This is a genomic window from Mycolicibacterium stellerae (assembly GCF_003719305.1).
Classification (GTDB): domain Bacteria; phylum Actinomycetota; class Actinomycetes; order Mycobacteriales; family Mycobacteriaceae; genus Mycobacterium; species Mycobacterium stellerae.
This window is the reverse complement of the sequence record NZ_RARC01000017.1, coordinates 70,835-93,726: the sequence shown is the minus strand read 5'-3', so window position 1 is coordinate 93,726 and position 22,892 is coordinate 70,835. Positions and strand designations below refer to the sequence as shown.

Below are 22,892 nucleotides of genomic sequence, written 5' to 3'. Positions count from 1 at the left end.
CGGGTGAAGGGCGGTGCGATCCGGCTCGAGCAGCTGGTCAAGTCGTTCGACGGGATCCCGGCGGTGACCGGTATCGATCTCGACATCCCGGCCGGTCAGTTCTATTCACTGCTTGGCGCTTCAGGCTGCGGCAAGACCACCACCCTGCGCATGATCGCAGGCTTCGAGAAGCCCGACTCCGGTCGCATCGAACTCGACGGCCGTGACGTCGCGGGCGATCCACCGCACAAGCGGCCCGTCAACACCGTTTTCCAGACCTACGCGCTGTTCCCGTTCATGACGGTGTGGGACAACGTCGCGTTCGGGCTGAAATACCAGAAGGCGTCCAAGGAAGACACCAAGAGGCGTGTCGGAGAAGCGCTCGAGCTGGCGCGGATGGGCGATTTCGCCAAGCGGCGTCCCGCCCAGCTGTCCGGCGGACAGCAGCAGCGCGTGGCACTGGCGCGGGCACTGGTGCTTCGCCCGAAGGTGCTGCTGCTCGACGAGCCACTCGGCGCCCTTGACGCCAAGCTGCGCAAACAGTTGCAGCTGGAGTTGCGCGCCGTTCAGCGCGAGGTCGGCATCACGTTCGTGTACGTCACCCACGATCAAGAGGAAGCGCTCACGATGAGCGACCAGATCGCGGTCTTGGCCGAGGGGCGCATCGAGCAGGTGGGACCGCCGCAGGAGATCTACTCCGCCCCGGCCACTACGTTCGTAGCCGGATTCTTGGGCGCTGCCAACATCTTTGACGCCGAAGTGCTCGAGGCGGGCAACGGTTCAGCGGTGTGCTCAGCGCTCGACACGCGGCTGGGTGCGGCCGTCGAGGACGGTGCCGCCAAACCAGGCGAGGCGGCCATCGTCATCCGGCCCGAACGCATCACGGTGCAGGGTGCCGACGAGCCGGTTGCGCACGGGCACAACGCCATCGCGGGCGTGGTGGCGCAGGTGGTCTACCTCGGCCACTGCACGCAGGTGCACGTGGATGTCGGTGCTCCCATGGCGCTGATCGTCGAGGTGCCCAACCATTCCGGTCCGGGGTCGGTCAGCCACCAGCCGGGGGAACGAGTTAACTGCGTCTGCACGCACGACGCGGTGCGCGTGCTGCACCGAAGCTCGGCCCCGGTCATCTCCGACCCGGTCGCCGAAGACCTTGGGGCACTCAGCGTTTCTTGACCGAAGACGCCTTCTCCGCAGGCAGATTCAGCTCCCGTTCGGCGAACCGCATGGCGATGTCGTAGGCCACCGCGGAGTCGACTTCAGGGTCCTCGAGCGCGACCTGGATGGACAGTCCGTCGAGCAGCGCGGAGAACTCAAGCGCGAACATGCGCACGTCGACGTCGGTGTCGAGTTCGGCGGATTTCACCGCGTCGATGATCATCTTTCGCCAGCGTGCGTCGAGCTCGACCCGTCCCGCTTTCACCTCGTCGTGCCGAAAAGCCTGCGCCCACAGGTCGAACCACAGCCCCCATGCGCCGGGAATCTCGTTGTCGGCTGACGGTACGCAGGTCCACTTGATCAGCAGGGACAGCCGTTCGTGAAGCGACGGAATCTCGGCGAGCATCCTCTCGCCCGCCTCGTAGAACGACTCCTCGGAATAGCGCAGCGCGTCGACCAGGAGGCGGTCACGCGTGCCGAAGTAGTAGATGACGAGCGCCGAGCTGACCCCCGCGCGCTTCGCGACGTCGGCGATGCGGGTGTCGCCGAAGCCCCGCTCGCAGATCAGCTCCGCTGCCGCGCGAAGCATTTCGATGCGACGGGGTTCGTTGTTCTCCGTCGCGGGTGCCGGTTCCGCCATGGCGTGAAGCTCCCCCTTGTCGTCGCAGCGTTGCCACTTGCTCTAAAGCCTAACACTTGATTAGATTGAACAGTCAGTCAAAGACGCTGAGCGAGGCGTGAAAGTTAGGGCTCTTTATGTCGAACACATACGACGCCATCGTCGTCGGCGGTGGCCACAACGGGCTGGTCTCCGCGGCGTATCTCGCGCGGTCGGGCGCCAAGACGTTGGTGCTGGAATCTCGCAACTCGCTTGGCGGTGCGGCCACCACCGAATCGCCGTGGGAGGACGCCCCGCACCTGCGGGTCACCCGATTGTCGTATGTGATGAGCCTGATGCCGCCGACCATCGTGCGTGAGCTCGAACTCGAGCGGCACGGCTACAAGGTGCACCCGATGGGGCCGTCCTACCAGGCGTTTCCCGAGGGCGGCTCGCTGATCATCTACGAGGATGACCCCAAGCGCACCCACGAGCAGCTATCCAAATTCTCCAAGAAGGACGCCGACGCGCTGCCGGAGTATTACGACTGGATCGGACGTATCGCCGAGGTGATGGGTCCGCTGTTGACCCAGGTGCCGCCGAATGTCGGCTCGAAGCGGCCCGGCGACCTACTCGACCTTGCGAAGCTGGCCTGGCCGATGCGCAACAAGATCACGCCGCGAATGACTGCCGATATCACCCGGCTGTTGACCATGAGCATCGCTGATCTGCTCGACGACTGGTTTGAATCACCGCAAGTCAAAGGTCTGATGGCGGTCAACGGCATCATCGGCACCTGGGCAGGGCCGTGCGAACCCGGCACCGCGTACGTGATGGCGCACCACTCGATCGGCGACGTCGGCGACGGCCAGCTCGGCAGCTGGGGTTTCCCCGAGGGCGGCATGGGCGGGGTGTCTGCGGCCATCGCCAAGTCGGCCCGTTCCTTCGGCGCCGAGATTCGCACCAACGCAAAGGTTTCCCGCGTGCTGACGCGCGGCGGGAAGGTGACCGGCGTGGTGTTGGAGAACGGCGACGAGATCTCGGCTCCGCTCGTCGTCACCACGCTTCATCCGAAGATCGCCTTCCTCGACCACCTTTCGAGTTCCGAGCTGCCCGACGACTTCGTCAGCGACATCGAGCACTTCAAGACGCGAAGCGGTGTGGTGAAGGTCAACGTCGCGCTCTCGGAGCTGCCCAGCTTCACGGCCAACCCGAGTTCCGGGATGGCCGAACACCTGACCGGCTCGATCGAGATGGCGCCTTCGATCGACTACCTGGAGGCCGCGTTCCAAGAGGCCCGCGTCGGCAAGCCTGCGACGCTGCCGTTCAGCGATGGCGTCATCCCGACGACTCTGGACAAGACGCTGAATCCCGATGGCACGCACATCATGTCGCTGTTCACCCAGTGGGTGCCAGCCGAGTGGAGTGAGGCGCCCCATACCGAGGAACTCGACGCCTACGCCGACCGGGTGATCGACACCTACGATCAGGTGGCGCCCGGCTTCAAGGCATCGATCACGCATCGCGACGTCGTAGGTCCGTACGAGATGGAGCAGGAGTACGGCCTGATCGGCGGCAACATCTTCCACGGTGAGCTGTCGCTGGAGCAGCTGTTCCACATGCGCCCGGCACCGGGTTACGCCGACTACCGCACCCCGATCGCCGGGCTGTACAACGGAAGCTCCGGCACGCATGCCGGTGGTGGCGTCTGCGGCATCCCCGGTTGGCAGGCGGCGCGCGCGGCGCTGGCCGACAAGACGCGAGGGTTGAAGCGGTTCCGGCGCAATCGATGAGCTCACCCGATCCCGTTGCCGCGATGCTGGGCGCGCGGTCGATGGCGCTGGTGGGCGCAAGCCCGCGCCCGGACAGCTTCGGATCGCGGATGATCCTCGAGGCGCAACGGGGTTCGGCGCGGTTCCATCTCGTCAACCCGCGCTACGACCGGATCGGCGAGCTACCGTGCACGCCCTCGATCGCCGATGTGGACGAACCCGTTGACGTGGTCCTGCTCGGCGTTCCCGATGCTGCGCTGACCGACCAGTTGGCGGCCGCGGCGGCGACGGGCGCCAAGTCGGCCGTGCTCTTCGGATCCGCGCATGGCCTGCGTGATGAGATATCGGCCATCGCGACCGATGCCGGGATGGCGGTGTGCGGTGCGGGCTGCATGGGCTTTGTGAACAACGCGCTCGGGGTGCGGGCGTTGGGGTATCTCGAGCCGGACCCGCTGCCCGACGGCGGCGTCAGCCTGGTCACCCATTCCGGTTCGGCGTTCTCCACGCTGCTGCGTGCGCGCCGCGGGTTCGGCTTCCGGCTTGCGGTATCGTCCGGGCAGGAGATCGTCACGAACACAGCGGATTACGTCGACTACGCGCTGGATGATCCCGAGACGCGCATCGTCGGGCTGCTACTCGAAGCACCGCGCTCCGTCCCGCGATTACGGGCAGCGCTGTTGCGCGCCGCCGAGCAGGACGTGCCCGTCGTGATCCTCACCGTCGGCGGTTCGCCGCGCGGGAGCGCCATGGTGGCCGCGCACTCGGGCGCCCTTGCAGGCGAGCGGGCGGCGTGGGAGGCGTTCTGCGCGGCGACCGGGGCGGTGCACGTCGGCGATCTGGCCGAGTTCAGCGACACCCTCGAACTGTTCTCTGCGAGCCGAAGGGCCAAGCCGGGAGGCATTGCGACCGTGCATGATTCGGGGGCCGAACGCGCGCTGGTGGCCGACCTCGCCCACGAGCTCGGTGTCGAGTTCGCCGACCTCGCACCCGAGACGCTGACGACCATTGGCGGCATGCTCGACGACGGGCTGGCGGCCACCAACCCGCTGGACGTGTGGGGAACGGGCGCCGACACCCGAAACCTGTTCGGCGCCTGCCTGCGCGCGATGGTGGACGATCCGGCCGTCGCGGTCACCGCGCTGGCCGTCGACCTTGTCACCGAGTTCGACGGCGACACCGCATACGCCGACGCGGTCACCGACGTCGCCAAGCACACCGACGCGCCGATCGCGGTGATGGCCTCGGTGGCATCGGCGATCGACCGGTCCACCGCGGAACGATTGCGGGACAGCGGGATCGCGGTGCTGGAAGGCGCCCGCAGCGGGCTGGCCGCGCTGAATCACCTCGCGCGCTGGCCGCGACCCGTCGATACGCCCGATGCGGTCGCGGATCCTGTGCGGCGGGCGCGGTGGGCCACACGATTGGTCTCCGAGGTTGCGCCGTTCGAGCTGCTGGCGGACTACGGCGTGCCCGTTGTGGACGTCCGCGTGGCCGAATCGGTCGAAGCGGTGCTCGATGCCGCCCGAGCGGTCGGATATCCCGTCGCCCTGAAAACCGTTGCCGCCCTGCATAAGAGCGACGTCGGCGGCGTGTCGCTGGATCTGCGCGACGAGACCGCGTTGCGGGCGGCCTACCCAGCGATGGCGGCCTCGCTCGGGCCCGCGGTGACCGTCGAGCCGATGGTCACCGCAGGTTGCGAGGTGTCGGTAGGCATCGTGTGTGACCCGGGCTTCGGGCCGCTGCTGATCGTCGCGGCGGGGGGCACACTTGTCGAGCTGATCGCCGACCGGGTGGTGGCATGCCCGCCGGTATCACACGTTGGCGCCAGAAACCTGCTCGACCGACTACGCATCCGCCCGCTGCTGGCCGGGTGGCGCGGTCAATCCGCGGTCGACATCGACGCGCTCGCGCGGGTCATCGTCGCGTTCTCGCAGATGGCGGTCGAAATCGGCGATCTGGTGGATGCGGTGGAGGCCAACCCGGTGATCGTGTCACCGCACGGCGTTGTCGCCGTCGATGCGCTGGTGATCTCCCGCAGGGTCGCTCAGTAAAGGCGCGAAGGCCAACTCGGCTGCACCGATCATCAATGTTTCGGCGCCCAGGCTGGCAGGCACGATGCGGACCATGTCATTGGGGCCGCGCAAGCTGTGCCGGGCCACGGCGTCGAGCAGCGTTTGCGGCGCCAGTTCAGGGATCTCGCGCAGGAACCCGCCGAGCACGATCAACTGCGGGTTGAGCATGTTGATCGCATTGCCGAGGGCGATACCGAGATACTGGGCTTGGCGTTCGACGATGATCGACTTTGTGCCCGCGCCGGCGGCGCTGATCTGCGCCTGGCTGACCTCGGTCTCGAGGCAGCCGGTGCGGCCACAGTGACACAGCCCGACACCGCCGACGAAGGTGTGGCCGAGTTCGCCCGCATAGCCGGCCGCGCCCTCGAGCAGCTCGCCTGCCACCACGAATCCGGCGCCGATGCCGCTGGCGCCGCCGTTGACATAGATCATGTGATCGGGGTCGAGGTGACTGCCGAAGATGTGCTCGGCGATCGCCCCGGCATTAGCGTCATTGACCGCGAACACCGGCAGACCGGTTGCGGCGCTGAGCATCTGGCCGATCGATTCGTCGTGCCAGTCCAGATGTGGCGCCAGCTGCACGGTCTTGTCGGAAGCGTGCACCAAGCCGGGAACGGCAACTCCGATCGCGTCGATGCTGCACCCGGGGTCGAGCGCGCGACGCATCCCGGCGATGGCCCTCGCGGCGACCGTGACAGTCTCGGCAGCGCTGGGGATGCCTGCGGTCGGCCGGCGTTTCATCGCCAGCACCCGCCCGCCGAGCGCCACCAGCCCGATGGTGATCGCGTCCACTTCGGGATTGACCGCGACGGCCAGGGTGCGGGCCTGTGGTCGCACAATCGGGCTGGGCCGGCCGACCTGGCTCGGCGCACCGGCCTCGACCTCTTCGACCAGACCGGCGCCTGCGAGTTCCTCGACGAGCGCCTTGACGGTGGACCGGGACAGGCCGGTGCGTCTGGTGAGGTCGGCCCGGCTGAGCAACCGGTGGCGGTGCACCAGCGTCAGCACCACGGATAGATTGCGCCGGCGGACGTCGTCGGTGCTTGTCCCGATCCGCATCTGCCCCCTCTCGGAGTGATATTGGCACGGGTGGCTATTGACAGTGGTGCCCGTCACATCATATGTTCGGCGGCAGAACAAATCCAGACGCATACAGGAGCCTCCTATATGTCCGTTCTCGAGTCCAGCCCCCTGGCTGACGAACTCCAGCCACGGCCTGCCGACAAATTCTCCTTCGGGTTGTGGACGGTGGGTTGGGTCGCCGCCGATCCTTTCGGCGCCGCCACCCGGCCCGCCCTCGACGTCGTCGAGGCGGTGGAACGCCTGGCCGGCCTCGGCGCCTACGGTTTGACGTTGCACGACGACGACCTCTTCCCGTTCGGCTCGTCCGACGCGGAGCGCCGCAGGCAGATCGAGCGGCTCGGCGCGGCGCTGGCGGCCACCGGCATGGTCGTGCCGATGGTGACGACCAACCTGTTCACCCATCCGGTCTTCAAGGACGGCGGCTTCACCAGCAACGACCGCGCGGTGCGCCGGTTCTCCCTGCGAAAGGTGCTGCGCAACATCGATCTTGCAGCCGAACTGGGCGCGGGAACCTTCGTCATGTGGGGCGGCAGGGAAGGCAGTGAGTACGATAGCGCCAAGGATGTCCAGGCCGCCCTGGAGCGCTACCGCGAAGCGCTGAATCTGTTGTCGCAGTATGTTATCGACCAGAACATCGGCTTGCGATTCGCCATCGAACCGAAACCGAACGAACCGCGCGGTGACATTCTGCTGCCGACCGTCGGCCACGCCCTGGCGTTCATCGACACCCTCGACCACTCCGAGTTGTTCGGGGTGAACCCGGAAACCGGCCACGAACAGATGGCCGGGCTGAACTTCATGCACGGCATCAGCCAGGCGCTCTACAGCGGCAAGCTCTTTCACATCGACCTCAACGGTCAACGCGGCATCAAGTTCGACCAGGACCTGGTGTTCGGCCACGGCGACCTCGCCAACGCGTTCGCATTGGTGGATCTGCTCGAGAACGGCGGCCCGGACGGCGGCCCGAGCTACACCGGGCCGAGACACTTCGACTACAAACCCAGCCGAACCGAGGATGCGACCGGGGTATGGGTCTCGGCGGCCGCGAATATGCGGATGTACCTGTTGCTCAAGCAGCGGGCGGCGGCGTTCCGGGCGGATCCGGAGGTGGCCGAGGCGATGCAGCAGTCGCGGGTGGGCGAACTGCGTGAGCCGACGCGCAACCCTGGGGAGACCTACGCCGATCTGCTCGCCGACCGCTCGGCCTGGGAGGACTTCGACCCCGAGCCATATTTCGGCGGAAGAGGATTCGGCTTCGTGCGGCTCAACCAGCTCGCCATCGAGCATCTGATGGGTGCGCGGTGATCGGGCCACCCAACACATTTCCCACAAGGAAGGCAAAGTTCATGAAGCGAACCGTCAGCCTGGCCGCCGCCATCGTCATCGGCGCGGGCCTCACGCTCACCGGGTGCTCCAGCGGTGACGACGCAAGCAACGGCTCGGCATCCGACTCAGGCAAGATCGGCGTCATCCTGCCCGACACCAAGTCGTCGGTGCGCTGGGAGTCCAAGGACCGTCCGGCGCTCGAAGAGGCGTTCAAGAAGGCCGGTATCGCCTACACCATTCAGAACGCCGAAGGTTCGGCCGACAAGATGGCCACCATCGCCGACGGGATGATCGCCGACGGTGTCACCGTGCTGGCCATCGTCAACCTCGACTCCGACAGCGGAGCCTCCATCCAGCAGAAGGCCGCGGCCCAGGGTGTCAAGACACTCGACTACGACCGCCTGACGCTGGGCGGTTCGGCCGACGCCTACATCTCGTTCGACAACACCACCGTCGGCGAGCTGCAGGGGCAGGGTCTGGTGGACTGCCTGGCGGGCAAGCCCGCGAATGTGGTGTTCCTCAACGGATCTCCGACCGACAACAACGCGACCCTGTTCACCGCGGGCGCACATGATGTTGTCGACAAAACTCCGACCGTCAAGGTGGTCGGCGAACAGGCGGTGCCGGACTGGGACAACGACGCCGCCGTCACCATCTTCGAGCAGCTCTACACCGCGGCCGACGGAAAGGTCGACGGCGTCTACGCGGCCAACGACGGGCTGGCCGGTTCGGTGATCTCGATTCTGGAGAAGAACGGCCGCGCCGGGCAGGTCCCGGTGACCGGCCAGGACGCCACCGTCGAGGGTTTGCAGAACATCCTGTCCGGCAGCCAGTGCATGACGGTCTACAAATCGGCGCAGGAGGAGGCGGGCGCGCTCGCCGAAGCCGCCATCGCGCTGGCAAAGGGAGAGAAGGTCACGACCAATTCGACCAGCCGCGACGATACCGGCAAGCGCGATGTGCCCTCGGTACTGCTGACCCCGAAGTCGATCACCAAGGACAACGTCGACGTGGTGTTCACCGACGGCGGACAGTCGAAGGCAGACGTTTGCGCCGGTCGGTTCGCACCGATGTGCGCGTCCGCGGGTCTGTGACGGGAGCGCCGGGCGCAACAACGGAGACGGGCATGGCGAACCAGCCGATCCTCGAATTGCGAGGTGTCAACAAGAGTTTCGGCGTGGTGCATGTCCTGCACGACGTCGACTTCGGGGTCTACCCAGGCGAAGTCACCGCTCTGGTCGGTGACAACGGCGCGGGCAAGTCGACCCTGGTGAAGGCGATCGCCGGTATCTACCGCATCGACTCAGGGACCTATCTGTTCGAGGGCAGCCCGGTCAATGTCAACGGGCCCAATGATGTTGCGGCCCTTGGTGTTGAAGTGGTGTACCAGGATCTGGCACTATGCGACAACCTGGACATCGTCTCGAACATGTTCCTTGGTCGGGAGATCAAGCGCCGCGGCACGCTGGACGAGGCTGCGATGGAATCCAAGGCGCGCGAGGCGCTGTCGTCGCTGTCGGTGCGCACCGTGAGGTCGGTGCGGACCCCGGTATCAAGTCTGTCGGGCGGGCAGCGTCAAACGGTGGCAATCGCCAAGTCGGTGTTGTGGAACTCGAAGGTGGTGCTTCTCGACGAGCCCACCGCAGCGCTCGGGGTGGCACAGACCCGCCAGGTCCTCGACCTGGTGCGCAGGCTGGCCGACCAGGGGTTGGGCGTGGTGTTCATCTCGCACAACATGGCCGACGTGTTCGAGGTCGCCGACCGAGTGTGCGCACTGTATCTAGGCCGGGTGGCCGCCGAGGTGAAGGCGTCGGAGGTCACCCACAGCCAGATCGTCGAGCTCATTACCGCGGGTCGGTCCGGCAGTCTGGGCCTGGCGCCCGCCGCAGCAGCCGAGTCGATGTGAAGCCGCCCGACGTGAAGGTGAAGGACACCGTGATATGGCCACTGTGAATCTGGCGGACGCGGATTTCGCCGCCGACTCCGGCGGCGACGACACCGTCATCGACGCGTTACGCAGTTACGGCCGTCGGGTGCGCGGCGGGGATATGGGCTCGCTGCCCGCGGTACTCGGGCTGGTCGTGCTGTTCATCGTGTTCGGTCTGGCCAACGACCGGTTCATGTCGGCGCTGAATCTGGCCAACCTGGTCACCCAGGCGGGGTCGATCTGCGTGCTGGCGATGGGCCTGGTGTTCGTGCTGCTGCTCGGCGACATCGACCTGTCCGCCGGGGTGGCAGGCGGCGTCTCGGCGTGTGTGATGGCGCTGACGATCGTGGCGCGCGGGTGGCCGTGGTGGGCCGCGATCCTGGCCGGTGTCGTCTGCGGTGCACTCATCGGATCGTTGATCGGCCTGCTGTGCGCCAAGCTCGGGATACCGTCTTTCGTGGTGACACTGGGGTTTTTCCTCGGTCTGCAGGGTGTGACGCTGAGGCTGATCGGTGAGGGTGGATCGGTGCGGGTCGACGATCCCGTTATCCGCGGAATCACCATCACCAACCTGTCTCCGGTCACCGGCTGGGTATGCGCGGTGCTGATCGCCGGTGGCTATGGCGCCCTGGAGTTCTACCGCCAGCACGACAAGGTCGCCCTCGGCCTTGCCCATCCGCCGACCGGGGTGGTGGCGGCGCGGGTGGCCGCCGTCGCGGTGGTCATCCTCGGCGTTACCTACCTGCTGAATCTGAACCGCAGCGTCAACCCGAACATCGAAATCCGCGGCATCCCTTACGTTCTGCCGATAGTCGGCATTCTGTTGATCGTGCTGACCTTTGTGCTCAACCGCACTTCCTACGGCAGGCACATCTACGCCGTTGGCGGCAACAGGGAGGCCGCAAGGCGCGCCGGCATCCACGTCGACCGGATCAGGGTGTCGGCTTTCGTGGTGTGCTCGTCGCTCGCCGCGCTGAGCGGAATCATCGCCGCCTCGTATGGCGGGAAGGTCTCGGCGTCCTCGGGAGCGGGCAACACCCTGCTCTATGCCGTTGGTGCCGCGGTGATCGGCGGTACCAGCCTGTTCGGTGGCCGCGGCCGGGCGCTGGATGCCGTGATCGGCGGCGTGGTCGTGGCGACCATTGCCAACGGCCTCGGATTGCTCAACCAGTCCTCCTACATCAACTTCCTGGTCACTGGCGGCGTGCTGCTGCTGGCGGCCAGTGTGGACGCGATATCCCGTCGACGCCGGTCTGTCTCGGGCCTGAGTTGAATCAGCTGAACTGATTGACCAGCAGTCGGAGACGGTCCGGGTCATAGTCAGGGCGTAGTCGGCCTGTGCCGCCGAGGGTGACCAGTCCGTGCAGGGCAGCCCAGAACACCTCGGTGAGCGTGTCCGCATCCTGTTGGTCTCCGACGACGCCGATCGCTTGGCGCAGCTCCGCGAAGGCCGCCGTCAGCTCAGGCGGCGTGTCTTCTGCGGCGAAGCGCAAGGTGGTCGCACGGGTGAACATCGCGGCGTAAACGGCCGGGTTGTCGCGGGCGAAGTCGAGGTAGGCGCGCGCAACCAGGGTCAGGGTGGTGCCGTTGCCCGCGCCCCCGTGGGACCGGGCGGCCCGAATCACATCGGCGAGCTCGCCGAACCCGTCGATGGCGACGGCCTCAGCGATTTGCTCCATGCCGGTGAAGTGCTTGTACAACACCGGTTGGCTGTATTCGATCTCGGTGGACAACCGACGGGTGGTGACGGCATCCCAGCCTTCGGCCTCGGCCATCTTGCGGGCCGTCGTGATGATCAGCCGTCGGCGGTCGGCTCGCTCACGCTGACGGCGGTCCTCGATGGCCATATCGCATGCTAGCACCGCTAGAAGATCTAGCACTGCTATTGACGTGCGTCGAGTCCGGGGTTAGCGTTGCTAGCAGTTACGCATCAAGGGAGTCAGGACATGGCCTTGGACCACATCACCCGTGCCGCCGCACTGATCGCGGTATTGGGTACCGCGGTGGTTTACGGCACCGACGTGTTTTGTGCAGTCGTGCTGAGGCCGGCGTTGGCTCTGGTCGACGATCGTGGGTTGGTCGCGGTCACGGGCAGCGTGCACCGCTACGGAGACCGGCGAATGCCCGTCCCGGGAGTGCTCGGGGTCGTCGCCACCGCGACCACCGCGGTGCTTGCCGCGGTCGCCGCGAACTGGGCACAGGCCATTGCGGCGGGTGCCGCTCTGGTCGCGCTGTTGATCTGGCTGCTGCTGTACACCCGGTTGAGCGCACCCATCAATCGACAACTGACTGCGGCGGCCGAAGCCGGCCGTGCACTCCCGAACGGCCGTGCGCTGCAAGCAAAGTGGGACTCGATCATCGGCGTTCGCGCGGGCCTGCAGGGCCTGGCAGTGGCCGCCCTGTGCGTGGTGCTGGCGATCTGATGTTCCAGCTCAGGATCTACACCCTGCGATCGCATGAAGCTCTACAGCGGTACGCATCGGTTCACTGGGCCCGCCACCTGGCCACGTTCAACACATTCGGGGTGACGACTCACGGTGTGTGGACCGAGCGGAGCGGCGGCGCGAATCGACTTGTGGCGCTGATCGGCTACCCGCCCGGTGCCGACCCGGAACAACTCGCGCGGCACATCATGGCCAGCCCAGAGTTCGGGGCCGACATGGCCGGCTTCGACGTCACCGAGATCGTCGACGTTGAGTCGAGACTGCTTGACCCGACATCATTCTCACCGATTCACTGACAACTCTTCAGGAGTGCTCGACATGACCGTCATCGCCGTCGCCTACACGCTCGCCGGACTCATTGCCGCGGGCATCATATTCATCGGCGCACGATTCCTTGTCGCGCCGCGCGTCGCCGCCGCGGGCTACGGGGTGCAACCAGATCTCGGCCAGCCTTCCGTCGGCGCCTACCTGAGTGTCAAGGGCGTCCGCGACATCGCATCGGGGCTGTTCGTCATCATCCTGATGGTTGCGGGCGCGACCCATCTGCTCGGCTGGGTGATACTGGCCGCCACGATCATTCCGCTTGCCGACGCGGCCATCGTGCTCCGCAACGGCGGCCCCAAGTCAATCGCAATGGGAGTCCACGGCCTCACCGCCGCCGTCATGCTGGTGACTACTGCGCTCCTTCTCGCTTCCTAGGGAACACGAAGACCGGTGGGGCACAATCTCGAGGTATGGCATGGGACTTCTCGACCGATCCGGACTTCCAGAAGAAACTCGACTGGGTCGAGGAGTTCTGCAAGGAGGAGGTCGAGCCGCTCGAGTTCGTCTTCCCCTATGCGGTGCGCTCACCCGATCCCAGGGTGAAGGCCTACGTTCGCGGCCTGCAGCAGCAGATCAAGGACCAGGGCCTGTGGGCGCTCTTCCTTGACGAGGAACTCGGCGGTCCTGGCTTCGGCCAGCTCAAGCTCGGGCTGCTGAACGAGATCATCGGCCGCTACTCCGGCGCGCCGCAGATGTTCGGCGCCGCCGCCCCCGACACCGGCAACATCGAGATGCTCGCCGCGTTCGGCACCGAGGAGCAGAAGAAGCGGTGGCTCGAGCCGCTGCTGAACCAGGACATCTTCTCGGCGTACTCGATGACCGAGCCCCAGGGCGGATCCGACCCCAACCTGTTTCGGACCACCGCGGTGCGCGACGGCGACGAGTGGGTGATCAACGGCGAGAAGTGGTTCACGTCGGCGGGCCGCGTCGCCGACATCCTCTTCGTCATGTGCACCAACGGGATGTTCGTGGTGCCGCGCAATACGCCGGGCGTGGAGATCCAGCCGGAGCCCCGAAACCACAACCACATCATCTACCGCGACGTCAGGGTGCCGCTCGACCATCTGCTCGGCCCAGAGGACGGCGCCAAGACGCTTGCCCAGCGGCGGCTGGGCGGCGGCCGTATCCACCACGCGATGCGCACCATCGCCCAGTGCAAGCTCGCCTTCGACATGATGTGTGAGCGGGCGCTGTCGCGTGAGTCGCACGGCAAGGTGATCGCCGAGCATCAGATGGTCCAGGAGAAGATCGCCGACTCCTACGCCGCCATCCGCATGCTGCGGCTGCTGGTCCTCGAAACCGCTTGGAAGATCGACAATTCCAGCACCAAGGAAGCCCGCACCGACATCGCGACCGTCAAGTTCACGATGGCCAAGGTGCTGCGGGAGGTGTCGTTCAACGCGCTGCACATCCTCGGGTCGCTCGGCACGACCGACCTGACCCCGCTGCAGGCGATGTATGCGAGCGCACCGACGATGGGCCTGGCCGACGGTGCCGACGAGGTGCACAAGGCCACCGTGGCGCGCCGCGTGTTGCGCGACTACTCGCCGCAGCAGCACCCGTATTGGCCGACGGAGTACCTCCCCGCCAAGCGCGAGGCGGCATGGGCGAAGTTCGAGCCGAAATTCGAAGCCGACCCGGAGCTGCGCGCGTCGGCCGAGGCCTATAAGAAGTACTTCGCGCGCAGGGGCTGATTTCTTCGCGCTCGCGCTAGGAGGGCGCCGGCGTCAGTAGTTCAGCCCGGAGAACATGACCCGGCCGGGATCGTACTTCTGCCGGACAGCGCTCAGCTTGGTCAGGTTCTGGCCGAAGTACCGCGCAGGCGGCTGGCCCGCCTCCACGTAGTTCACGTAGCCGCCGACCGAATACGGCTGCACCGCTTGGTGTGCCGTGTTGATCCAGTTGATGGCTGCCGACGGGGGACCGGACGGTTCGACGTACCACTGCACCAGCGCGGAGTGCCCGCGCCACGGAAATGCGGTGGCCCCCGGTGCGACGGTGGCCATGGCGCCGTCGAGGGCATGCATGATCGCCAACATGCGGCCCGCCCCGGCAGGGAAGGCGTTGACCGCAGCGGCGATGCCCTTGGCCGCGCCCGCCTCGACGGTCCGGAAAACATCGGAGCCGCCGACGTATCCCAGCGGCGCCGGGTTCAGATTGTTGCCTGCCAGATACTTCACCAGGTCCAAATAGTTGAGCGTCTGGGTGTCGGTTCCGGTCGGCTGCATTCCAACTGCTGCCGTGACGGCGTTGGCCACGCTGCCACCCGACCCGGCCGGGCAGGTCGCCATGATGCGGCAGTGCGTACCCGTCGCGTCGGTGGTGCTGTCGGCCAGCGCCCAGCTGCTCCGGTCGGCGGTCTTGAGCCAGTTCTGCCAGCCGACGAGGACCTGCGCGAAAGACTCTGTCGGGAAATGGAGGTTCACGACGTCGACATCGGAGGTGGGGAACGTGGCAAAGGTCAACGAGGTCGTCACCCCGAAATTGCCGCCGCCGCCACCACGCAACGCCCAGAACAGATCGGGGTTCTCGGCGGCGGAAGCGGTGACCGCCTGGCCGCTGGGCAACACCACCGTCGCCGACGTCAGCGCGTCGGAGAGCAAGCCCGCGTGCCGGGACTGGGCACCAAGCCCACCGCCAAGGGCATGCCCCGCAGCACCAACCGTCGGGCAGATACCCGTCGGGATGCCCCTGCCCGCCGCGGCCAGCGTCTGGTGCAGGTCCCACAGACTGGTCGCTGGCGGCGCCGTGACCCGTCCGCTGGCGGCGTCGTAATTGATTCCGCCGGGCAGCTGACGAAGGTCGAACACCATGGCACCGTTGGCCGTCGACGCGCCGATGTAGGAATGTCCGCCGCTGCGCGGAGCGACCTTGAGCTTGTTGGCGGTGGCGAAAGCCATCGCCTTCTGCACGTCGGCCGCCGACGTCGGCGTGACGATCGCGGCGGGCGTTGAGCCGTTGAAGTTGGTGTTGAAAACCTGCTTCGCCGCTCCGAATTGCGCGTTGTCCGGCAGTAGCACCGGGTTGCCGATGGCGGTGGAAAGCGCGTCCCAGCCAGTGGCCATCGGCTCGGCGGCCGCCCGTGCCGAGCCGAAAACCGCGCCGGCGGCCAACGCTCCTGCGGCACCACGCAGAAACGTCTGGCGGGATATCTCACGCGCCAACGTCGGGCTCCCGCGATTGCGTCACGCATCGGATTGTCGATCACGGCACGACGAAAACCGCGGTGCCGCACGACCCGTTACGCGACCTTGATCGAATAGAGATCAGAAGATGGAGTAGACCTTTCGCACGGTCTCGTGAATATCCCAGGTGCCCTTCCAGCCGGTGGGGAACACCGCAATGTCGCCGGCCTTGACCTCCGCGGGCTCGCCGCCGTCGGGAGTCACGGTCATCCGGCCCGACAACAGGTAGATGACCTCGTTCTCGTCCTGCACCCAGTAGGACGGTCCCGGTGTGCACTGCCAGATGCCCGCGGACTTGTCGCCGTCGACCCACATCTCGACGCCGTGCGTGGCCATCGGATCGCCGGTGGCCTCTTCGAGCGGCCCCCAGTCCTCCAGCTCGGCGTCGGCTGCCTTGGCAAGGATTGCAGTGGTAATTGTGTTCACATTGCGGCTTTCTCTGGGAAGGGGAGTGAAATCGGTTCGGGGGCAACGCGACTGTTGCCGTCGGCGTCGAAGCGGTCGAGGCCGAGATCGGTGAGGTCGAGCCAGTCGCATCGGCCGGTCATCGTCAGGTCGACGGCCACCTCGGCGACCGCAGGGCCCCACATCATGCCGTGGCCCGCTGGGCTGGCGACCACGGTGCCATCGATCGGGCCGTCGTCGGTGAGCAGCGGGCCGAGGATCGGCAGGTGGTCGGGGGTGTAGTCGATCGTCGCCGCCCATGTCCTGCGCAGCCCGAGCCCCTTCAGGCCGGGCAGCAGCTCTTCGATCCGGTCGCGGACCTTCTGGTAGTAGATCTCGTCGAAGCCGGCCGCCACCCCAGGCGCTTCTTCGGGATTGCTCATACCCCAGAGCAGACCACCGGCTTCGCCTGGCCGCCAATAGATTCCGGAGGGCAGGTCGAACACCATCGGCACCTCGTGCACGTTGAACGTCGTCACCGGTGCGGTGACCACCACCTGGTGGCGCGCCCCGCCCGCAGGCACCCTCGCACCCGCCGTGGTACCGACTTCGGCGAGCTTCGGCCCGCCGGTGAGCACGACGTGGTCGGTGTCGATCGGCCCGTCGGAGGTGTCGACGCCGACCACCCGACCGGCCTGGGTGCGCAGACCGGTGAACCGGCAGCGCTCCCGCACGTCGACCCGCTGCGCGGTCAGCGCGGCGGTGTAGGCCAGCACATTTCGCGGTGCGTCGATGTAGCCGTCCCCCGGTGCGTACGACGAGCCGAGCGTGGCGCCCCGCGCCATGCCGGTGTGCATGTTGTCGACGTCCGAGCCGGACAGCCACTCGACATCGAGGCCGAGTTTCTTCTGCAGCGCGATGCGGTCGTGAGCCTGGGCTACCTCGGGGTCGCTGAAGCACGGCATCAGGTAGCCCTGTGCGACGAAACCGCAGTCGAGCGGGAACCGGTCGCCGCTGGCTGCGTAGAAGTCCTGGGTCCGCATGCCGAGCACGATGGCGGCTTCGGTGCCGCCCTGGGCGCGCACCATCCCCGCTGCACGGCTGCTCGCGCCGTCGCCGAGGGTCGCCTTCTCGAGTAGGACCACCCGTTTCACGCCGCGTTCCGCCAGCTGGACGGCCGTCCACGCCCCGACCGTTCCGCCACCCACGACTACAACGTCAGCACTGGTCATACCCAGGAACGCTGGCATAGACTGAACGCTCAGTCAAGAGCAAGGAGCGTGGTTCCACGATGTATGGACTCTCGGAGGAGGATCTGCGGATCCGCGACGCGGCGCGGGCCTTCGTGGAGTCGTTGATGCCGCATGAGGTGGAGGCCGAGCTTGCGGGCGGCCTGCTGCCAAAGGAGCTGACGGCCGAGCATTCGCGGCGGGCGAAAGAGCTGGGTTTGTACGCCACGAACATGCCGACGTCGGTGGGCGGTCCCGGCTGCACCGCCCTGCAGCAGGTGCTGGTGCAGGAACAGTGCGGGCGCGTCACCAACGGCCTCGCCTGGGTGATGGCCACGCCGCCGCAGTGGTGGCCCGAGGTGGCCACCGACTACCAGCTGCAGCGCTGGCTGTTGCCGTCGGTGCGGGGCGAGAAGCACGAGGCGTACGCGATCACCGAGGAGTTCGCCGGTTCCGACGTTTCGGCGCTGCAGACGACAGCGCGCCGTGACGGCGACGAGTATGTGATCAACGGGGTCAAGTGGCACGTCACGTCGTACAACCTCGCCGACTACGTCTTCGTCGAGGCCGTGCTGACGACCGGCGACCATGCAGGCGACCACGTGCTGCTGGTGGTCGACGTGCCGTGGCCGGGGATGGAAGTCGTTCGTACACCGCAATATTCGCACAACATCGCCGACGAGCACCCGATCGTCGCATTCAACGACGTCCGGGTTCCTGCATCGCATTTGGTGGGGGCCGAGGGTGAGCCGATGACGTTCACCCAAGACTGGTTCCGGTTCGAACGGATGATGGTCGCCGCGCGTTGCGTGGGTGCTGCGCAGCGCCTCGTCGACGAGATGACCGCGTTCGCGCAGACCCGCGAGATCGGCGGAAAGCCGCTCGGCGAGCATCAGTTGGTGGCGGGCATGCTGGCCGACAGCGCGACCGAACTGTTCGCCGCGCGCACGATGCTCTACGAGGTGGCCCGATCGATCGACGCAGGCCTGGACCGCAAGACCCTGCACGGCCAGGCCTCGATGGCCAAGTTGTACTGCTCGGAGATGGCCGGCCGGGTCGCCGACCGCGCCGTGCAGGTGTTCGGCGGGCGCGGCTACATGCGCGAGAACGTCGCCGAGCGGATGTTCCGCGAACTGCGAGTGGAGCGAATCTGGGAGGGCGCCAGCGAGATTCAGCGGATCATCGTGGCGCGTCAGATGATGACCCGCGGTCCTGCTGCGGTGCTCGAGGGCCGCTGACGTCCGGACGGCGCGTATGGACTTCCAGTTCGCATTGCGGACTATGGCGAGGTTTGACAGAACCGGATCGTGTTCGAGAACGGGTCGATGACCTCCATGGTCGGGCCGCCGGGAGCATCGGCTTCGATGCCCGGATTCATTCGCGGGTAGCCGGTGGCGAGAAGTTCTCTCTGAAGGGCAACGACGTCGGTGACGGGCACCCATACCGTTGAGCCAGGAGTGCCGTCGCCGTGGTGCTCGGATAGGTCAAGCACGAACCTGTCACGTCGAAGGCGCATGTAGAGAGGCAGTTCGCCGTCGAACCGATGTTCCCATTCGATCGTGAAATGCAGATAGTCGATGTAGAACTCTCGCGCCCGGGCTTCGTCGAGACTTCTGACCACGGGGATCGGTGCGCCTATGCCTCCACGCGTCGGGAGTACGGCTGATGCCACGTTCCAATCGCGGAAACCCAATTGCGCGGCGACGATCTCAAGAGCCCTGGAATGGGTGAGATGCGCATCGGGAATCTGATCCCGCAACGCACGCGCGGCGCGTTTGGCGTCGTCTACCGTCAGGTCCATCACTTCACCTACGTTCCGGTGCCGGTTTGCAATTCAGTGCCCGCGTTGCTGAGTTGTTCGGGCACCGTCGCTCGTAGCTGAGTTTCCTGGGGACCGACGCGGATGTCTTCACCTCACCGAGTATCGGCGCGGGCGGCGGGTGACATCTGACCAAGGACGACGCTACGTCACCGCGGTCGCTGCCTCAAGATCAGTGATCTCCTGGACGGCCACGCAGTCGCACGGAAAGACACGTCACACAGCCCTCGAGCTTCTCGAATTCGGAGATGTCGACACCCATCACCCGGTAACCGCGCTGTTCGAAGAGTTCCGCCGTGCGCGGTGCGGCCGACGACATCAGGAGCGTGTCGTCTTCGAGCAGTACGACGTGTGCGCCCGGCTCCTCGGGGACGGCGAGGAACCGCTCACCCCAGATACCAGGATCGTCGACGACGGGTTCGTAGCCGATGATCGTGCCGTCGGGAAGCGCGGTGACCGCGGACTTGAGATGCAGCGCCTTCGTCATCGACACGGTCACCACGGTGACGCCGAACTGTTGCAGATGCTCCTGCAACTGCGCGACGCCGTCGGCATTGGTACGCCCGCCGACGCCGACCCAAACGGTGCCCTCGTGCTTGAGCACGTCACCGCCGTCGAGCGTGCCCGGCGCCTCAATCCGCACGACGCGGTAGCCCTGCGCGCTGACGGCGTCTTCGGCCGCGGAGATCTCGGGCCACCGCTCATCGGCCCCGGGACGGCTGACGATCGCCAGGTCGCCGTAGACGACCATGGTGTCTTCCACGAACACGGAGTCCGGACAGTCCGGCGCGGCTGCCACCTCGTGGGTGATCCAGCCCGCGGCTCGAAGGGCCGCGACGTAGCCCTCCCATTGACGTTGGGCGAGTTCGACGTCCACGCGATCACTTCGATCGATGTGGGTGATCAGCCCTTCGGCGAGCAGAGGGGATGGCGGCCGGACCAGTGCGTGGCGGCTGAACATCACCGTTGAGCCGGACTTGGGTCGTCGACCGTCCCGGTTGTCCGCAGCCCGAGCAGCCGCATGCCGTGGTAGACCACGAGCGCGGCGATCGAGCCGAGGGCGATGCCGGTGAACGTCAAATCGCCCAGGTGCCAGGTGAAGTCGGCGATCCCGATGATCAACGGGATGGCCGCAGTCATTTGATTCAGCGGTTTGGAGAAGTCGACGTCGTTGGTCATCCAGATCCGCACGCCGAGCACGCCGACCAGCCCGTACAGCACGATGGTGGCGCCGCCGAGCACGCCGGGCGGGACGGCCGAGATCGCCGCGCCGACCTTGGGGCACAACGACAATGCGATCGCGACAGCGGCGGCCACCCAGTACGCGGCGGTCGAATAGATGCGCGTCGCCGCCATCACCCCGATGTTCTCGGCGTAGGTCGTCGTCGCCGATCCGCCTCCGAAGCCCGCAAGCGTGGTGGCGACGCCGTCGGCGGCCAGCGCACGGCCCATGACCGGGTCGACGTCCGTGTCCGTCATCTGACCGACGGACTTCACGTGCCCGATGTTCTCGGCGATCAGTGCGATCACCGCAGGCAGAAACATCGGCAGTACCGCGAGCGTGAAGGTCGGTGTCTGGAACTCCGGCAGCCCGATCCACGGCGCCGCGGCGATTTTTGACGTGTCGACGTCGCCGAGGATCAGCGCCAGCACATATCCCGCGACGACGGCGAGGAAGATCGCGAGCCTGCCGATGATGCCGCGGAAGAAGGCGAGGGTGGCGACCAGCAGCACCAGGGTGACGATGCCGACCAGCGGGCCCTTCTCGAAGTTGGATTTGGCCGCGGGCGCAAGGTTGAAACCGATCAGCGCGACGATCGCCCCGGTGACAACGGGCGGCAGGGTCACGTCGATCCAGTGCGTACCGACGACGTGCACGACGAGGCCGACGACGATCAGCGCAAGGCCGACGGCGACCAGCCCGCCGAGGGCGCTGCCGGTGCCGTTCGACGCGACCGCCGCCGTGACGGGGGCGATCACCGAGAAGCTCGAGCCGAGGTAGCTGGGCAGCCGGTTACCGGTGATGATCAGGAACAGCACCGTGCCGACGCCCGAGAACAGCAGCGTCGTCGCGGGCGGGAAACCGGTGAGCACCGGCACCAGAAAGGTGGCGCCGAACATCGCCACCACATGCTGGGCGCCGATGCCGATGGTGCGGGGCCAGCTCAGCCGTTCGTCGGGGGCGACGACGAAATCGCTTTCGGTGTTGGCCTCGACGCGCGTCCATGTCAGCGGGGTCACCCGCGGTATCTTGCCTTAGCCGAGCTCGTTCAGGCGCGGGATGATCTCGTCGCCCAAGCGTTTGACGAACCCTACGGGATCCGGGTCACCGGGCAACGGGCCCGCATTGATCTGCTCGATGCCCAACTCGGCGTGGCGTTCCGCCGTGCGCAGATAGCCGTCGATGTCGTCGAAAGGATTGCTGAACTGGGCGGCGGTCAGGCGGATCTCGGCAGGGTCGCGGCCCACCGTCTCGCAGTGCCGGTGCAGCACATCGATCTTGTGCTCGAGTTCTTCGGTGGTCGACGTCGTGGCGTTCCACACATCCGCGTACTGTGCGACCAGTCGCAGCGTCTTCTTCTCACCGAGACCGCCGATCAGGATCGGCGGGCGCCTTATCGGTTGCGGTTCGCAGAGCGTTTCTGCGAGCGCAAAGTGCTTGCCCCGGTATGGCCCGTTGTCGTCGCTCCACATCTGCAGACAGATCTGGAGCGTCTCTTCGAGCATCTCGAACCGCTCGCGGACCGGCGGGTACGGCACGCCGAGGCCGAAATGCTCGCGGTCGTACCAACCTGCGCCGATACCGAACACCAGACGGCCTCCGGACAACACGTCGACCGTGGTGGCGGTCTTGGCCAACAGGCCGGGGTGGCGATAGGTGACCCCGGTGACCAGCGGTGCCAACGCGATCGTGTGCGTCAGGCCTGTGAGGAATCCCAGGGTCGAGTAGACCTCGAGGAAGGGGTTCTCCGCCGGCGCCATACTCTCCATCTGGAAGAAGTGGTCGGCGAGGGTGAACATCGTGGCCCCTGCTTCTTCGGCGGCGACGGCTGTGTCCCTCACGGTGGGGGCGAGCAGCTCCGGCGCGCCTGGCAGGAAGTCTATGTAGTGCACGCTCAATTCCATTGTTCGACAACACCTTTCAATCTGTGAGTCGATGCAGCAGCGCCAGCGCGTCGTTGATGGTTCGCCGCTCCGACTCGGTGTAGAGGTCTTGCATGGCCTTGACCAGCCATTCCTCCCGCACCCGGCGGTCGGTTACGGCGTGGCGCCGTCCTTCGGCGGTAAGTGCGATCAGCTGGCGCCGACCGTCGTCCGGATCGGGTTTGCGTTCGATCAGGCCGTGGCGGTCAAGTCCGGAGAGCGTGGTCGCCATGGACTGCGGACGGACCCGCTCCGCTCCTGCCAACTCACTCGTCGAGGCCGGACCGTCCTTGACGAGCCTGATCAGAACCGCCGTCTGCGACGGGGTCAGATCGTCGGCGGTCGCGATCTCCCGCAGGCGTCTGCGCAGCCTGCTGAAGACCACGCGGAGATCTTGGGCCGCCGCTACCGCCGATGTGCTGACCGTTGACATATGGACAGCCTAGAC

At 66.5% G+C, this 22,892-nt stretch carries 23 protein-coding genes; 12 read left to right on the top strand and 11 right to left on the bottom strand.

Annotated features, from left to right (window positions below):
• Positions 1-3: 3 nt before the first annotated feature.
• The gene (locus D6M19_RS20510; protein ID WP_123027094.1) at positions 4-1,155 is read left to right on the top strand and encodes an ABC transporter ATP-binding protein; all 1,152 of its coding nucleotides are present in this window, start codon (positions 4-6) and stop codon (positions 1,153-1,155) included.
• Here the strand turns inward: D6M19_RS20510 and D6M19_RS20505 are convergent.
• The gene (locus D6M19_RS20505; protein ID WP_123027093.1) at positions 1,142-1,777 is read right to left on the bottom strand and encodes a TetR/AcrR family transcriptional regulator; all 636 of its coding nucleotides are present in this window, start codon (positions 1,775-1,777) and stop codon (positions 1,142-1,144) included. The genes D6M19_RS20510 and D6M19_RS20505 overlap by 14 nt on opposite strands.
• Positions 1,778-1,893: 116 nt before the next feature.
• Between D6M19_RS20505 and D6M19_RS20500 the strand changes: the two genes are divergently transcribed.
• Together D6M19_RS20500 and D6M19_RS20495 are read left to right on the top strand one after the other, a co-directional pair.
• A complete protein-coding gene (locus D6M19_RS20500; RefSeq protein WP_123027092.1) occupies positions 1,894-3,528 on the top strand; it encodes a phytoene desaturase family protein in 1,635 nt (544 codons plus the stop codon).
• Complete coding sequence (locus tag D6M19_RS20495; RefSeq protein WP_123027091.1) at positions 3,525-5,558, top strand: acetate--CoA ligase family protein; 2,034 nt, start codon at positions 3,525-3,527, stop codon at positions 5,556-5,558. Before D6M19_RS20500 ends, D6M19_RS20495 begins: the two co-directional genes overlap by 4 nt.
• On the opposite strand, the gene D6M19_RS20490 is transcribed toward D6M19_RS20495, so the two are convergent.
• Complete coding sequence (locus D6M19_RS20490; protein WP_123027090.1) at positions 5,499-6,638, bottom strand: ROK family transcriptional regulator; 1,140 nt, start codon at positions 6,636-6,638, stop codon at positions 5,499-5,501. The two genes, D6M19_RS20495 and D6M19_RS20490, sit on opposite strands and share 60 nt — an antisense overlap.
• 108 nt (positions 6,639-6,746) lie before the next feature.
• Here D6M19_RS20490 and xylA point away from each other — a divergent pair, with 108 nt between their 5' ends.
• Genes xylA through D6M19_RS20470 form a run of 4 tightly spaced genes read left to right on the top strand, consistent with a single transcriptional unit; the run spans position 6,747 to position 11,188 of the window.
• On the top strand, positions 6,747-7,967 hold the full coding sequence (gene xylA / locus D6M19_RS20485) for a xylose isomerase (RefSeq protein ID WP_123027089.1): 1,221 nt from the start codon (positions 6,747-6,749) through the stop codon (positions 7,965-7,967).
• Between the two features lie 41 nt (positions 7,968-8,008).
• Positions 8,009-9,082, top strand: a complete 1,074-nt coding sequence (locus D6M19_RS20480; protein WP_123027135.1) for a sugar ABC transporter substrate-binding protein — start codon at positions 8,009-8,011, stop codon at positions 9,080-9,082.
• A 32-nt stretch (positions 9,083-9,114) separates the two neighbouring features.
• Positions 9,115-9,894 (top strand): ATP-binding cassette domain-containing protein, encoded by a 780-nt coding sequence (locus tag D6M19_RS20475; protein ID WP_123027088.1) that lies wholly within the window; start codon positions 9,115-9,117, stop codon positions 9,892-9,894.
• 34 nt (positions 9,895-9,928) lie between these two features.
• Positions 9,929-11,188, top strand: a complete 1,260-nt coding sequence (locus tag D6M19_RS20470; RefSeq protein ID WP_123027087.1) for a sugar ABC transporter permease — start codon at positions 9,929-9,931, stop codon at positions 11,186-11,188.
• A gap of 1 nt (position 11,189) precedes the next feature.
• Here the strand turns inward: D6M19_RS20470 and D6M19_RS20465 are convergent, their stop codons facing one another.
• Positions 11,190-11,762 (bottom strand): TetR/AcrR family transcriptional regulator, encoded by a 573-nt coding sequence (locus tag D6M19_RS20465; protein ID WP_123027086.1) that lies wholly within the window; start codon positions 11,760-11,762, stop codon positions 11,190-11,192.
• Between the two features lie 99 nt (positions 11,763-11,861).
• Between D6M19_RS20465 and D6M19_RS20460 the strand changes: the two genes are divergently transcribed.
• The 4 genes from D6M19_RS20460 to D6M19_RS20445 are packed head-to-tail and all read left to right on the top strand — an operon-like array spanning position 11,862 to position 14,377.
• Entirely contained in the window at positions 11,862-12,338 is a 477-nt protein-coding gene (locus tag D6M19_RS20460) for a DUF1772 domain-containing protein (RefSeq protein ID WP_123027085.1), read from the top strand.
• Entirely contained in the window at positions 12,338-12,655 is a 318-nt protein-coding gene (locus D6M19_RS20455; RefSeq protein ID WP_123027134.1) for an NIPSNAP family protein, read from the top strand. Before D6M19_RS20460 ends, D6M19_RS20455 begins: the two co-directional genes overlap by 1 nt.
• Positions 12,656-12,677: 22 nt before the next feature.
• A complete protein-coding gene (locus tag D6M19_RS20450) occupies positions 12,678-13,058 on the top strand; it encodes a DUF4267 domain-containing protein (protein ID WP_123027133.1) in 381 nt (126 codons plus the stop codon).
• A 35-nt stretch (positions 13,059-13,093) separates the two neighbouring features.
• A complete protein-coding gene (locus D6M19_RS20445; RefSeq protein WP_123027084.1) occupies positions 13,094-14,377 on the top strand; it encodes an acyl-CoA dehydrogenase family protein in 1,284 nt (427 codons plus the stop codon).
• A gap of 33 nt (positions 14,378-14,410) precedes the next feature.
• Here D6M19_RS20445 and D6M19_RS20440 read toward each other — a convergent pair whose 3' ends face one another.
• From D6M19_RS20440 to D6M19_RS20430, 3 genes are all read right to left on the bottom strand, one after another.
• A complete protein-coding gene (locus tag D6M19_RS20440; protein WP_123027083.1) occupies positions 14,411-15,847 on the bottom strand; it encodes an FAD-dependent oxidoreductase in 1,437 nt (478 codons plus the stop codon).
• A gap of 102 nt (positions 15,848-15,949) precedes the next feature.
• Complete coding sequence (locus tag D6M19_RS20435; protein ID WP_123027082.1) at positions 15,950-16,294, bottom strand: cupin domain-containing protein; 345 nt, start codon at positions 16,292-16,294, stop codon at positions 15,950-15,952.
• A complete protein-coding gene (locus D6M19_RS20430) occupies positions 16,291-17,484 on the bottom strand; it encodes an NAD(P)/FAD-dependent oxidoreductase (protein ID WP_123027081.1) in 1,194 nt (397 codons plus the stop codon). The genes D6M19_RS20435 and D6M19_RS20430 overlap by 4 nt, the downstream gene beginning before the upstream one ends.
• Positions 17,485-17,543: 59 nt before the next feature.
• Here D6M19_RS20430 and D6M19_RS20425 point away from each other — a divergent pair, with 59 nt between their 5' ends.
• The gene (locus D6M19_RS20425) at positions 17,544-18,719 is read left to right on the top strand and encodes an acyl-CoA dehydrogenase family protein (RefSeq protein WP_123027080.1); all 1,176 of its coding nucleotides are present in this window, start codon (positions 17,544-17,546) and stop codon (positions 18,717-18,719) included.
• A gap of 41 nt (positions 18,720-18,760) precedes the next feature.
• Here D6M19_RS20425 and D6M19_RS20420 read toward each other — a convergent pair whose 3' ends face one another.
• The 5 genes from D6M19_RS20420 to D6M19_RS20400 form a co-directional block, all read right to left on the bottom strand.
• On the bottom strand, positions 18,761-19,282 hold the full coding sequence (locus tag D6M19_RS20420; RefSeq protein ID WP_164478595.1) for a glyoxalase superfamily protein: 522 nt from the start codon (positions 19,280-19,282) through the stop codon (positions 18,761-18,763).
• 190 nt (positions 19,283-19,472) lie between these two features.
• Complete coding sequence (gene ddaH, locus D6M19_RS20415; protein WP_123027078.1) at positions 19,473-20,261, bottom strand: dimethylargininase; 789 nt, start codon at positions 20,259-20,261, stop codon at positions 19,473-19,475.
• Complete coding sequence (locus D6M19_RS20410) at positions 20,261-21,541, bottom strand: uracil-xanthine permease family protein (protein WP_123027077.1); 1,281 nt, start codon at positions 21,539-21,541, stop codon at positions 20,261-20,263. The genes ddaH and D6M19_RS20410 overlap by 1 nt, the downstream gene beginning before the upstream one ends.
• A 15-nt stretch (positions 21,542-21,556) precedes the next feature.
• The gene (locus D6M19_RS20405; protein WP_123027076.1) at positions 21,557-22,426 is read right to left on the bottom strand and encodes an LLM class F420-dependent oxidoreductase; all 870 of its coding nucleotides are present in this window, start codon (positions 22,424-22,426) and stop codon (positions 21,557-21,559) included.
• Positions 22,427-22,442: 16 nt separating this feature from the next.
• On the bottom strand, positions 22,443-22,877 hold the full coding sequence (locus D6M19_RS20400) for a MarR family winged helix-turn-helix transcriptional regulator (RefSeq protein ID WP_123027075.1): 435 nt from the start codon (positions 22,875-22,877) through the stop codon (positions 22,443-22,445).
• Positions 22,878-22,892: the final 15 nt, after the last annotated feature.

Bases quoted from the DNA above. Each gene is read 5' to 3' on its own strand.
- D6M19_RS20400 (WP_123027075.1), bottom strand. From the start codon at position 22,877: ATGTCAACGGTCAGCACATCGGCGGTAGCGGCGGCCCAAGATCTCCGC.
- ddaH (WP_123027078.1), bottom strand. From the start codon at position 20,261: ATGTTCAGCCGCCACGCACTGGTCCGGCCGCCATCCCCTCTGCTCGCC.
- D6M19_RS20475 (WP_123027088.1), top strand. From the start codon at position 9,115: ATGGCGAACCAGCCGATCCTCGAATTGCGAGGTGTCAACAAGAGTTTC.
- D6M19_RS20500 (WP_123027092.1), top strand. From the start codon at position 1,894: ATGTCGAACACATACGACGCCATCGTCGTCGGCGGTGGCCACAACGGG.
- D6M19_RS20490 (WP_123027090.1), bottom strand. From the start codon at position 6,638: ATGCGGATCGGGACAAGCACCGACGACGTCCGCCGGCGCAATCTATCC.
- D6M19_RS20420 (WP_164478595.1), bottom strand. From the start codon at position 19,282: ATGGACCTGACGGTAGACGACGCCAAACGCGCCGCGCGTGCGTTGCGG.
- D6M19_RS20455 (WP_123027134.1), top strand. From the start codon at position 12,338: ATGTTCCAGCTCAGGATCTACACCCTGCGATCGCATGAAGCTCTACAG.
- D6M19_RS20495 (WP_123027091.1), top strand. From the start codon at position 3,525: ATGAGCTCACCCGATCCCGTTGCCGCGATGCTGGGCGCGCGGTCGATG.
- D6M19_RS20430 (WP_123027081.1), bottom strand. From the start codon at position 17,484: ATGACCAGTGCTGACGTTGTAGTCGTGGGTGGCGGAACGGTCGGGGCG.
- D6M19_RS20450 (WP_123027133.1), top strand. From the start codon at position 12,678: ATGACCGTCATCGCCGTCGCCTACACGCTCGCCGGACTCATTGCCGCG.
- D6M19_RS20425 (WP_123027080.1), top strand. From the start codon at position 17,544: ATGTATGGACTCTCGGAGGAGGATCTGCGGATCCGCGACGCGGCGCGG.
- D6M19_RS20505 (WP_123027093.1), bottom strand. From the start codon at position 1,777: ATGGCGGAACCGGCACCCGCGACGGAGAACAACGAACCCCGTCGCATC.
- xylA (WP_123027089.1), top strand. From the start codon at position 6,747: ATGTCCGTTCTCGAGTCCAGCCCCCTGGCTGACGAACTCCAGCCACGG.
- D6M19_RS20405 (WP_123027076.1), bottom strand. From the start codon at position 22,426: ATGGAATTGAGCGTGCACTACATAGACTTCCTGCCAGGCGCGCCGGAG.
- D6M19_RS20460 (WP_123027085.1), top strand. From the start codon at position 11,862: ATGGCCTTGGACCACATCACCCGTGCCGCCGCACTGATCGCGGTATTG.
- D6M19_RS20470 (WP_123027087.1), top strand. From the start codon at position 9,929: ATGGCCACTGTGAATCTGGCGGACGCGGATTTCGCCGCCGACTCCGGC.
- D6M19_RS20465 (WP_123027086.1), bottom strand. From the start codon at position 11,762: ATGGCCATCGAGGACCGCCGTCAGCGTGAGCGAGCCGACCGCCGACGG.
- D6M19_RS20445 (WP_123027084.1), top strand. From the start codon at position 13,094: ATGGCATGGGACTTCTCGACCGATCCGGACTTCCAGAAGAAACTCGAC.
- D6M19_RS20480 (WP_123027135.1), top strand. From the start codon at position 8,009: ATGAAGCGAACCGTCAGCCTGGCCGCCGCCATCGTCATCGGCGCGGGC.